This window comes from Arthrobacter sp. MYb221 (genome assembly GCF_002979835.1).
Classification (GTDB): Bacteria; Actinomycetota; Actinomycetes; order Actinomycetales; family Micrococcaceae; genus Glutamicibacter.
This window is the reverse complement of record NZ_PCPW01000015.1, coordinates 17262-28837: the sequence shown is the minus strand read 5'-3', so window position 1 is coordinate 28837 and position 11576 is coordinate 17262. Positions and strand designations below refer to the sequence as shown.

Annotated in this window: 10 protein-coding genes and 1 pseudogene; 4 read left to right on the top strand and 7 right to left on the bottom strand. The window is 58.6% G+C overall.

Annotated features, from left to right (window positions below; translation table 11 throughout):
• Positions 1–15 precede the first annotated feature (15 nt).
• Entirely contained in the window at positions 16–1212 is a 1197-nt protein-coding gene (locus CQ015_RS15695; RefSeq protein ID WP_105554492.1) for a serine hydrolase, read from the top strand.
• A gap of 419 nt (positions 1213–1631) precedes the next feature.
• On the opposite strand, the gene CQ015_RS15690 is transcribed toward CQ015_RS15695, so the two are convergent.
• The 5 genes and pseudogenes from CQ015_RS15690 to CQ015_RS15675 all read right to left on the bottom strand — a co-directional run bounded on the left by CQ015_RS15690 (position 1632) and on the right by CQ015_RS15675 (position 6827).
• Entirely contained in the window at positions 1632–2270 is a 639-nt protein-coding gene (locus CQ015_RS15690) for an Lrp/AsnC family transcriptional regulator (RefSeq protein WP_258133764.1), read from the bottom strand.
• A 162-nt stretch (positions 2271–2432) separates the two neighbouring features.
• A pseudogene (locus CQ015_RS19615) lies at positions 2433–2573 on the bottom strand (AsnC family protein); the annotation flags it as partial.
• A 41-nt stretch (positions 2574–2614) separates the two neighbouring features.
• A complete protein-coding gene (locus CQ015_RS15685) occupies positions 2615–4153 on the bottom strand; it encodes a carboxyl transferase domain-containing protein (RefSeq protein WP_105650623.1) in 1539 nt (512 codons plus the stop codon).
• The gene (locus CQ015_RS15680) at positions 4150–5352 is read right to left on the bottom strand and encodes a CaiB/BaiF CoA-transferase family protein (protein WP_105650592.1); all 1203 of its coding nucleotides are present in this window, start codon (positions 5350–5352) and stop codon (positions 4150–4152) included. The genes CQ015_RS15685 and CQ015_RS15680 overlap by 4 nt, the downstream gene beginning before the upstream one ends.
• A 20-nt stretch (positions 5353–5372) precedes the next feature.
• Positions 5373–6827, bottom strand: a complete 1455-nt coding sequence (locus tag CQ015_RS15675) for an amidase (protein WP_105650591.1) — start codon at positions 6825–6827, stop codon at positions 5373–5375.
• Between the two features lie 219 nt (positions 6828–7046).
• On the opposite strand from CQ015_RS15675, the gene CQ015_RS15670 reads away from it, so the two are divergent.
• From CQ015_RS15670 to CQ015_RS15660, 3 genes are read left to right on the top strand one after another with little or no spacing between them, the layout of a single operon-like run.
• Positions 7047–7787, top strand: coding sequence for a DUF5058 family protein (locus CQ015_RS15670; protein WP_105650590.1), 741 nt, complete (start codon positions 7047–7049; stop codon positions 7785–7787).
• 22 nt (positions 7788–7809) lie between these two features.
• Positions 7810–8529, top strand: a complete 720-nt coding sequence (locus CQ015_RS15665; protein WP_105570270.1) for a hypothetical protein — start codon at positions 7810–7812, stop codon at positions 8527–8529.
• A gap of 11 nt (positions 8530–8540) precedes the next feature.
• Complete coding sequence (locus CQ015_RS15660) at positions 8541–9767, top strand: amidohydrolase (protein ID WP_181150444.1); 1227 nt, start codon at positions 8541–8543, stop codon at positions 9765–9767.
• Between the two features lie 79 nt (positions 9768–9846).
• Here CQ015_RS15660 and CQ015_RS15655 read toward each other — a convergent pair whose 3' ends face one another.
• Together CQ015_RS15655 and ppgK are read right to left on the bottom strand one after the other, a co-directional pair.
• Positions 9847–10662, bottom strand: coding sequence for a Cof-type HAD-IIB family hydrolase (locus tag CQ015_RS15655; protein ID WP_105554483.1), 816 nt, complete (start codon positions 10660–10662; stop codon positions 9847–9849).
• Between the two features lie 6 nt (positions 10663–10668).
• A complete protein-coding gene (gene ppgK, locus CQ015_RS15650) occupies positions 10669–11478 on the bottom strand; it encodes a polyphosphate--glucose phosphotransferase (RefSeq protein ID WP_105650589.1) in 810 nt (269 codons plus the stop codon).
• Positions 11479–11576 lie beyond the last annotated feature (98 nt).

The following is an 11576-nucleotide window of genomic DNA, read 5'->3' as shown; positions in this document are numbered from 1 at the left end:
AAGACGGACCAGCAGATGACCAGCGGCCTAGCGATATCCGAGTTAACGATCGCCAACTGGCAGTATCCGGAAAACATCCAGGTATCCTTCCAGAACCTCGCCGAGTTCTTGCCTACCACCAAGGTCTCCCGCGGCGATGACGCGATCGCGAAACTGCCGTTCACCGAAATGGAGATCGGCGAGCTTGAGGTAGCCAAGGTCTCCGCGTCCGACCCGTCGATGACCGTGCGCGGGGTCATTAACTCGACGAACACCGATGGCCTGCTGGTGATGCGCAATGGCCGGGTGCTGGTGGAGAAGTACTACAACACCATGACCTCGCTGACCGACCACCTGTTGATGTCGATGAGCAAGACCGTCGTGGGCACCGTGGCAGGCGCACTGGCAGGCGCGGGAAAGTTGGACGTGGACGCGCTGGTCACCGACTACGTGCCGGCTCTGGAACGCTCGGGCTATGCCGGGGCGACGGTCCGCCACCTCCTGGACATGCGTTCGGGCATCCAGTTCTCCGAGGAGTACCTGGATCCGAAGGCCGAGGTGCGCCTGCTGGAGGAGGCCATCGGCTGGACCGAGCCCAGCGGCGCGATCGGCCCGATCGGAATGTACGACTACCTGCTGACGCTGAAGTCCAAGGGCGAGCACGGCGGTCCGTTCGAGTACCGTTCCTGCGAGACCGACGTGCTCGGCTGGGTGCTGGAGGCCGCCGGCGGCGCGCGCATGGCGCAGCTGCTCTCCGAATATGTCTGGGCGAAGATCGGCGCGCAGCAAGATCTGGTGATGGGCACCGACCAGTTCGGCACCGGCATGTACGACGGCGGTTTTAATGCGACGCTGCGCGACCTGGCGCGCCTCGGCCACCTGTACGTCAACGACGGGGTGGCGCTGACCGGGCAGAAGGTTTTCGATCCGGACTGGATTCGGGACACCTTCACCGCCACCGAGGACCAGCTCAAGGCCTTCGCCGACTCACCGGGCGACAATATGATGCCCGGCGGGCACTACCGCAACCAGATCTGGTTCCCCTACCCCAAGTCGAATGTCGCCCTGGCGCTGGGCATCCACGGGCAGATGATCTACATGAATCCCGCCACGAAGATGGTCTGCGTGAAGCTCTCCAGCTGGCCGCTGCCGCAGGATGCCTCCAAGCTCTTCCCGACAATCCGCGCCTTCGATGCGATCGCCAATCATTTGGCCGAACAGGACAGCCTCTAGGCTTTCGGCCTCGCGACCATCCACTGACCGCGCCCCGGATTCGGGACCGCGTGCCGGGGCCGGGACCGTTGAATAAGACCGGCAGGTCACGTGTTGGCATCCGCTACCAGCGCCTCGTCCCGGTGCGGCAGCGACGATCCGCTGGTGCCGGACGACCGGCCGATCAGCCGAACCGAAGTACAGCGGGAGCGGTTGACCTGACTGGACTGCCTCGGGCTTCAAATACTGGCGCCGAGATCAATACCCCGGGCACAGCACGGCTGATAACAGGCGGCAGCCGCAAGAAACCGAAAATGAGCGGCTCGCGCTTCGACGTTTCGCCAGAGGCAGACAAGCTGCTTTGCGCAGTATTGCCGTTGCCGCTCCGCAAAGCTGCCTAGCCGGTATCGCTATGCCGGGAAAACCTTCATGAGTCCGCGCTAGATACTGATCAGCCTTCCGCCGCGTTTGCGCGCCTTGACGACAAACGAGGTTTTGACTTGAAGCATTGAATCTCCCCAAGCGCTATTCGAGATGAAATCATAGAGTTCCGTTTGGCTAGCCACTGTCACGTTAACGACGAGCTGGCAGTCTCCCGCCACGGCCGCTGCGTAGCGCACCTCGGGGCGCCTCGCCAGCCGTTGGCCTAATTGCTCAACTTGAATGGGAGAAGTAGACACCCACAGCAATGCTTCGGTAGGAAGTCCCACAGCAGACGGTTCGACCAGTGCCCGAATGGCTATCTGCCCGCTGGCCAGCAGCCAGTCGATTCGGCGTGCAACAGAAGTCTCGCTCATCGCCACACGTCGTGCGATTGACTCGATACTGGCCCGGCCATCTTCGCGCAAGGAGCTGATGATCAGTTGATCTTTAGGGACCAAATCGGGTTTGGCCTTCCAACTGGTGACATCGGGGTGCTTGCGCAGAGAATTTTCTTCGGCCGCATTTAGCGAGCCAAGCCGCCAGCCGCGAACCGTCTTGAAATACTTGAGCACAGGATAGGCCACGACAGATGAGACTCCGGGCGTGGCTGGAAGCTCCAATGAGAGAACATCGGTGAGGTCCCCGTCGTAGTGCATTTCCACGACGAGATCCTCACGCCCTGTGACCTGATACGAAAAGCTGGTATCTGAACGGGAAGACAGCGCTTCGCTTGCGAGCCGGCCGGTTCCCGGAGCACAGGTGCAAGCTATCAGCAGCGAGTGCTCTCGGTGCCTGACTGCAGCCACTGTGACAACTCCGCTCTCCAATAGCCACGCGCCGTGGCGCGCAACCGAGCGTTCCGGTATGTCTAGTACCGTGGCAATCTTGCGCCAAGTAGCCCGGCCATCAACTTGAAGCGCCGCAATTATTCGCCGTTGCGTGGTACTGAGCTCTGTCATATCTTCCTGTTTCTCGGTCGTGCAAGGTCGAACCTCACCGCTTAGCCCAGTAGTGCTTGCTTACCAATCGATGCATATTTCAATGCGCGTTGTCTTCTCAATCCGGCAATGTCCTCTTTCGCCAGCTTGGTCAGTGCAATAGATATTATCTGTCCGATTTCTTGTGCAAAGCGCCTAGGCGCTTTGCACACATCGTACTCCTCGGGCACAATCGCTTGCACAATCCCCGCACGTTTCAGAGAGAAAGCATCAGTTTGCTGGGCATGCGCCAGCGTAGACGCATGCTCGGTGTCTCGATAGATAATGGCGCTCGCCCCTTCGGGAGGCAGCGGGGAGAGCCAGGAATTTGCGGCTGCAATGGAAATGTCAGCAGGCAGCAGCGCCAAAGCTCCTCCCCCAGTCCCTTGGCCGAGTAGCAGCGATACGCTTGGCACGTTAAGTCCAACCAAAGCACTCAACGACCGGGAAATTTGTCCGGCCATGCCGCCTTCTTCCGCGCTTTGGCTCAACGCTGCGCCTTCTGTATCAATCACCGTAACCAACGAGATTCCCAGGTTCTCCGCTAGCTGCGCGCCCCGGCGCGCCTCGCGAAGGAACGCTGGCCCCATTGGCTCAGTGGACCCCGAACCATTCAGGCCAGAGCGGTCTTGGCCAACGAGCACGACTGGATGTCCACCAATTCGGGCGATAGCCAGATACATTCTGGGATCCCTATCGCCCTCGTTGCTCCCCGAAAGTTGCATTGCATCGCTCGACGCATATTTAACTACATGGCGCACCGATGGACGGCGCGCTTTTCGAGTTGCCAGGATTGCCTGCCAGACCTGGTGCTCGCCCAACCGACGATCTGCCACTGTTGGGAACTCAGCCGCAACTGAAAGGCCATCACTGGGACGAAGAATTCTCAAGGCCCGGTTGACGATGCTTGCGAGTTCTTCCAGAGGGACCACCGCGTCGATAAGTCCATGTCGCTTGAGGTTCTCAGCAACTTGGACTCCTTCCGGGAAAGGATGCTGGTAGATAGTTTCATATACCCGGGGTCCGAGAAATCCCAGAAGAGCTCCCGGCTGCGAAATGGTTATATGGCCCGCTGACCCCCATGAAGCCATCACTCCGCCTGTCGTTGGGTGACGCAAATACACCAGATATGGAAGCGAGGCCTCCGTGTGGGCGCGCACCGCTGCAGTGATATGCACCATCGACACAAATGCCGGAGTACCTTCCTGCATTCTGGTTCCGCCGGAAGCTGGAGAGGCGAGCACCGGCAAGCCCCGTGCAGTTGCTCGTTCGAAGGCCGCGACGATTCGTTGCGCAGCATTGCGCCCAATCGACCCGGCCAAAAAATCGAATTCGGAAAGCACCACAGCAACTTGTTGCCCCTTAACCGTGCCGAACCCCGTAATTACTGCTTCATCCGATCCGGAACGGAGTGCTGCTTGCTCGAGTTGTTCTCGGTAGGCGGCCGCAGCGAAGGAATAGTCTACCGGCTCATCCCAGCTGGTGAAGCTGCCGGGATCCAGTACCTGCTCGATGATTGCTCTGGTAGTGATTCGTTCGACGCGCGCCGGATCACTGCTCATGTTGCTACCTGCGCTGCGTCTTGCCCAAGCCATTCGCGGATTTCCTGCTCGTGCTGGTTAAGCAACGGGGGTGCAGTATGTTCTTTTCGACTTACTTCGTGCTTGCCGTCAAAGAACCTCAAAGGTGCGCCAGGGAGCTCCACCTGGCCCAGCACAGGGTGCTGGACCTGTAACACGAGGCCTTGCGAACGAACCTGGTCCCACTCATATACCTCATCGAGGGTACGAACGATACCCGCTGGAATTCCGGCTTCCCCTAGCTGCTTGAGCAATGGCTGGGTGGGAATCTGCATGAATACCTTTTCAATGATCGCAATTAGCTCCTCACGGCGTTCAACTCTTTGCGCATTCGATTCGAAGCCGGCTGTGGGCAACTGGAATTTCTCAACCAGCGCTTGCCACAGCTTTGGGCTGCCGACGCTGATCTGCACGAAACCGTCGGCGGAACGGAATAAACCGTATGGTGCAATGGAAGGGTGATGGTTTCCCTGGGCTTTGGGAACCTGCCCCGCAACGGTATTGCGAGTTCCCTGAAACGCATGAACGCCGACAATTGCGGCCAGCAACGAGGTACGGACCTGCTGACCGAGTCCGGTACGCTCACGTTCCAGCAGAGCGGCCAAGACACCATAGGCTCCGTACATGCCCGCCAGCAGGTCACCTATGGGCACCCCAACTTTTTGCGGGTCATCGGCAGAGGGGCCAGTCAAGGACATGAGTCCAGCTTCACCCTGAAGTATTTGGTCATAGCCGCTACGCGCCGCTTCCGGACCGTCATGCCCGAAACCTGAAATCGAGAGCATCACCAGTTTCGGGTTGATCTCATGCAGCAATTGCGTGGTGAGTCCCAACCGGTCCATGACACCGGGACGGAAGTTCTCCACGAGGACATCGGCCTTTTTGATCATTGAACGCAGCGTCTCGAAGCCATCGGCGCTCTTCAGATTCAAAACAATAGAACGCTTATTGCGATTGCAGGACAGGAAGTAGGTGGATTGCCGGTCCTCCTCCGGTCCAACAAAAGGTGGCCCCCACCCCCGAGTGTCATCCCCGCCGTTGGTGCTCTCGACTTTGATGATTTGGGCACCCAGATCCCCTAACATCATTGTCGCGTGCGGCCCCGCCAGAGCACGAGACAGGTCTATTACCGTGTACCCGGCCAAGGGGCCGTTTTCTTGGGCATTAGCATCGAAGCTCATTGTTTTCGCTACCTTTCCAACTATGCGCTGATCGTTCGGACCGGATTGGCCAACACAGATTGCGGGTTGGTCGCAAGCAGGGGCGCCGTTGCTGCGAAGGGCGCTTGTTCTTCATATCCGGCGGCCCAATTAAGCAAGTTGACGTCTTGATAGTGATTGGCAGCCAGTTGCCAGCCGACTGGAAGCCCGGATTTAGTGAATCCTCCAGGCATCGAAATCACCGGAAGCCCGGTGGCCGAGAGCAAGCAGGCGGAGCGCATCCAATCAAGATAAGTTTCAGCCTGAGTTCCCGCAATTTGTTCAGGCCAGCGGATAGCGGCATCAAACGGCAGGACCTGCGCGGCAGGTGAAAGGAACAGGTCATATCTGGAGAAATAAGCCTGGACGGCTTGTTCCAGCCGCGTACGCGCAGCAACCGTGGAAATCATTGATTCGCCGTCCAGCGCCCACCCTTTTTGCACATTCCAGATCACTTCTGGCTTGATAAGTGATTCCTTGCTGCGTACGAGTTCACCTAGGTTCGTCGCGAAATCAAACGCTCGGGTATTTTCGAAGACCTCATCGGCATCCGTGAAATCTATGCACCCTTGTTCCACGATGGCACCAGCGGCTTCGAATACGGATAACTGGGATTTAAGGACTTCGATGATTTCTGGCTCAACTGGCACTCCGATACCAAAATCGAAGCTGTATCCAATGCGCACCCCACGCAAATTTGGCGTTGGGGCAACAAAATCCTCTGCCTTGAGCGTATTTGGCGTAGGAAGTGCGGTGTCCCCCGCGCTAGCGCGCATAAATAGCGCGATATCTTCCACAGTGCGGGCGATCGGTCCTGAGCGAGCTAGCCACGAGTATGCGTTGGACGGCGATTCCATTGGAATCACACCGTACGAGGGCCGGAACCCAACAACATTGCAGAAGCTAGCTGGAATGCGCAGTGAACCACCCATGTCGGATCCGTCGCCAAGTGGCTGGATGCGAGCCGCAACCGCTGCTGCCACGCCGCCGGATGAACCGCCAGCGGATCGATCCGGGGCAAACGGATTAGTGGTCGTACCGAAAACTTCATTAAAAGTGTGCGAACCGGCTCCAAATTCTGGAACATTGGTTTTGCCAGTTCGGATGGCTCCGGCCCCAGCCAGCCTGGCGATCTGCAAGTCATCATGTTCTGGAACGTAGTGCTGCAGTGCCAATGAACCCTGAGTGGAGACCAATCCTGCCGTATTGAACGTATCCTTATGCGTCATCGGCAAGCCATGCAGCACACCAACTTCCCCATTGCGAGCGGTAATCTCGTCGGCGGTAGCAGCCAAGGTCGACGCGCGCTCGAAGTCAGTGGTGACAACGGCATTGACCTGTGCGTTGACAGCTTCGATTGCCTGGATATGGCTTTGAAGGGCCTCGCGGGCAGATAATTCTCGGCTTCGAATTTTATTGGTCAGCTCTACAGCGCTGAGCCGCTGGATCTCATTCATGACAAACCTTTCAGACATCAACAGTCGTGCGACGTATGCCACAATCCTCACTCGCTAGTGGCGACATGGGGAATAGGGGTGCTAAAAATAGTGAGTTTTGCAGGATCCGGCCACTTATTTGGCGATTTCTCCAGTTCCTTGCCGCAACCAGACGCGCAGGGCACTATTTATTTCATGAGATCCACATCACAAAGTTGATGCGAAATTTAGGAGAGTCCCATGGGCCTACCACTTTCAGCAGGAAATCCAGCTTCGACCGACATCTGGGCCATAGCCAATATCCCTTTTCTATGGATATGCGCTCTGGGTGTCTTCGCCGTAATCTTTATTCAGACGATTCTCTACGTCAAAGCCACCAAGGCGGCTGCTCCACATGTCGACATGCCGCTGCGCGAAGTTAAAGAGGCCTTCCGCGCTGGCGCTGTCGCATCCATAGGCCCATCGCTTTCGGTTGTGCTGGTCGCCATCGCTCTACTAGCCCTGTTCGGAACGCCTGCCGTACTGGTACGCATTGGGCTAATCGGTTCGGCATCAACTGAAACGGCGAGCGCCAACCTCGCTGCGCAGTCCATGGGGTCGATGCTGGGCGGCGATACGTATACCCAACAGGTTTTTGCCGTCGCCTTTATAGCCATGAGCTTGTCTGGTGGCATGTGGATGCTATGCACTCTGCTGCTCACCCCGATACTGAAGCGTGGTGGAAAGTCCCTGGCAAAACGCAATCCCGCTGCCATGGCGTTGATTCCCAGCGCCGCACTACTCGGCGCCTTCAGCATGCTTACCATCGCCGAAATCCCCAAATCCAATATCCATATGATGCTGGTCCTAATCTCCGCGACATCAATGGCCCTATTCCTCTTCCTCGCCAAAACACTGAATGCCAAGTGGCTCAAGGAATGGTCTTTGGGTTTTGCGATCCTCATCTCGATCACCGCCGGCTACCTGATGCACACCGCATAGGAAATGTGAAAGGAATTAAGTGATGAGCACACCGACTTTAACTAACGCTGATGCCTCGATGGCCCGTTTCGAGAAGCAAACCACACGTTATGGCTCTATCACCATGACGGCTGGATTGCTCTTCTCGCTGCTGGGCCCGGCCTATCTCGTGCTGTTCACCGATCTTGAGATCAGCCCAGCAATGATCTGGGTGGCATTCGCGGCTGTGGCCGCCACCTTCGGGGTCTTCTGGTTTGTGGAGCCGCTGACCTACTTCCCCATCCTCGGCTCAGCTGCTATGTATCAAGCTTTCATGATTGGCAACATCTCCAACAAGCTGCTGCCGGCGGCCATTGTGGCCCAATCCTCAATCGATGCCAAGCCAGGAACACGGCGTGGGGATTTGGCCGCCGTCATGGCGATTTGCGGGGCTGCCACTGTCCATCTGACCAGCTTGCTGGTCTTTGTCGGCTTCTTCGGTTCTTGGATGATTTCGGTCATTCCAACCGAAATGATCGAAGTTGCCCGCATCTACATCCTGCCGTCGCTGATGGGTGCAGTCCTAGTTCAAGCGATAGTTGCAATGAAGCAACCACGACCAACCCTGATCGCAATCCTGCTTTCACTAATCATGTATTTCGCTGTCATTCCTCTGGTGCCTTCGCTGGCGCTGTTCGCTACCGCTCTGGTTGTAGTATCTTCCATCATATTTTCCTGGATTTTCCGGAATCGCCGGACTGTCCATGCAAGCCCCGAAGACTAAAAGGATCCCCCATGAACCACGAAATTACCGCCTCGCTCAGCACAACTCTAGATAGCGAGCAAACCTCGGCCATGCACGAGATGTATCGTCATCTGCATGCCAACCCGGAACTCTCCATGCAGGAACATCGGACGGCAGCCTACATCTCGCAACAGCTCGATGCACTAGGTATCGAGAACTTCGCGTGCGGTGGAACCGGTGTAGTCGGGATCCAGCGCAATGGCGAGGGGCCTGTCATCGGGTTCCGGGCCGATACCGACGGCCTTCCTATCGCGGAGGATACCGACGCCGACTACGCTTCCAGTGTTCGCGGCACGTTGGCAGACGGCACCGAAGTCCCTGTTATGCATGGCTGCGGACATGACACGCATGTGACTGCCGCTCTGACGTCAGCTGCTCTGTTGTCCGAACAGACCGACGCTTGGAGCGGTACCATCGTCTGGATCTTCCAGCCCGGTGAGGAAACAAGCGCCGGAGCCCGAGCCATGCTGGACGACGGACTTTGGGACAAGGCACCGCGACCAGAAGTAATACTGGGCCAGCACGTCTTTCCGTTTGCCGCCGGTTCCATTGGAATCACTAGCGGACCGGCCATGGCCATGGCTGATTCGCTAAAAGTTACCTTGCGCGGTAAGCAGTCACACGGTTCTATGCCGCAGGACTCTATTGATCCGATCCTGCTTGGAGCGCATACGATCACGCGCTTGCAGGGTCTAGTATCCCGAGAGCTGCATCCACAAACGCCCGCCGTAGTTACCTGCGGCACCTTCCACGCGGGTCTGAAGGAAAATATCATTCCCGATCACGCCGAATTCACGCTGAATATCCGCACCCTCGACGACAGCGCACGCTCCAAGATCCTCAGCGGAGTAAAACGAATAGTCGAGTCCGAAGCCGCCGCTTCCAATGCACCAATTCCTGAAATCGTGAAGCTCAATTCATTCCCGAAACTTCACAACGATCCGGAACACACCGAACGAATCAAGCAGGCACTGACTGCAGAGTTGGGTGCCGACCAAGTAGCAGAGCTGCCCCCGGCTATGGGATCGGAAGATTTCGGCGCGCTAGGGGATGAAATAGCCGTTCCGTACGTATATTGGTTTTTCGGCGGATTTTTGCCGCGCACAGGCGATTTTCCAGTCAACCACTCGCCGTATTTCCTACCGGACTACGAACCAACGCTGGCAACCGGCGTACGTGCGGCAACGGCTGGGATTGGTCATTACCTGGCCAGATAGGGATCGTCCGGAATCCCCCGGGGACTGTTAGTTCAGGCTTCGCCCCCGGGGGATTCCCGCTACTCAGGCAGCTAGCGTTTCAGAGCTCGCTGCGCCCTTGGAGGTAGGCGCGCAGAACCTGCAGCACCCCGTGCTCGGTATTCGCCGGGGCGGTGAAGTTCGCCGCGGCGGCCACCACCGGGTGGGCGTTGGCCATGGCGAAGGAATAGGTGGCGGCCTTGATCATTTCCAGATCGTTCGGGTAGTCGCCGAAGACGGCCGTTTCATCGGCCCCGACGCCGAGTTTTTCCTGCAGCGCATTGAGCGCAAGGCCCTTGTGCACCCCATGGTTCATGGCATCGACCCAATGGCTTCCGGAGATCACCACCTGCAGCGGAACTTCCAGGGCCGCGGCCATCTCCTGCACCGCGCCGGTGCCCACGTTCACCGCCATCTTGATGATCTCGTCCTGCACCTGAGTCAGGTCCTCGACGACCTGCACCGCACGGTAGTACGGGGCGATCGCGGCGGTGAAGGCCGCGTCGCTGCGTTCCACATAGGCGGTGCGCCGGCCGCAGAGCACCAGTCCGGCATCCAGCTGTTCCTGGGCGCGGACCGCGGCGATCACCGCGGCGACCGATGTTCCGGCGATGATGTTCGAGTAGATCTCGTTCTCGCCGTGCATCACCACGGTGCCGTTCTCGGCGATGATGGCGATTTCGCCCAATTGCGCGAACTGTTCGCGCAGCGTGGCGAACTGCCGCCCGGAGGCCGGGACAAAGCTGATGCCCTGCCCCTGCAGTTCGTCGATCACGGCCCAGGCCGCCTCGGGGATTTGCCCCTCACCGTCCAAGAAGGTGCCGTCCATGTCAACGGCGACGAGCTTGATTTGGGCGTTCGGGTCAATGGTATGCATAGGTTCCTAAGTGCCCGAGTGCAAAGCGCGATGCGCGGCGCCCAGCACCCCGGCGGCGTTGTTGTATTCTGCCGGCACGAGTTTGGCCCGCAGCTTCAGTTGCGGCAAGAACTGCTCATGGTCTTCGGAGATCGCGCCGCCGATGACGATCAAATCCGGGCTGCAGAGGAATTCGACGTGGGACAGGTAGCGCTGCAGGCGCGCGATGTACTGCTCCCAATTGAGGTTCTCTTCGCGCATCACCCGGGCGGCGGCCTTGCTCTCCGCGTTGAATCCGTCGATTTCCAGGTGCCCGAACTCCACATTCGGGAAGAGCACCCCGTCGCGGAAGAACGCCGATCCGATGCCGGTGCCCAAGGTCAGCAACAGGGTGCTGCCCTTGATCGGCCGGCCGTCCTGGGAGCCGGCGCCGGCGTACACCTCGGCCATGCCCGCCGCGTCCGCGTCGTTGAGCACGGAAACTTCGCGGCCCAGCACCTGGCTCAGCATCGCCGTGGCGTCCAGCCCGATCCAGGCCTCGTCGATATTCGCGGCGGTATGCACTACCCCGTCGATCACCACGCCGGGCACGGTGACGCCGGCGGGGATACCGTCCAGCTCTTCGCCGGTGAGCCGCTGCAGCTCGCCGATAATCTCCGACATCACCTGGGCCACGGCGTCCGGGTGGGCGCCGTCCGGCGTGGTGGCCTGGCCGAAGGTGCTCTCCACGAGCTTTCCGGCGGCGTCGACCAAGGCGTATTTGATCGATGAGCCGCCCATGTCAAGGCCGATGGCAGCGTACTGCGACTCAGCTGCCGATGCGTCAGATGTTGCCATCAGGTACTCCCCTGCAAGAGGTTCAGGCCGTGGGGTATCGCACGGCAAGCAAACCAGAAACTATATTAAGGACTCTTTACAATAGCTAGTGGCGAGCT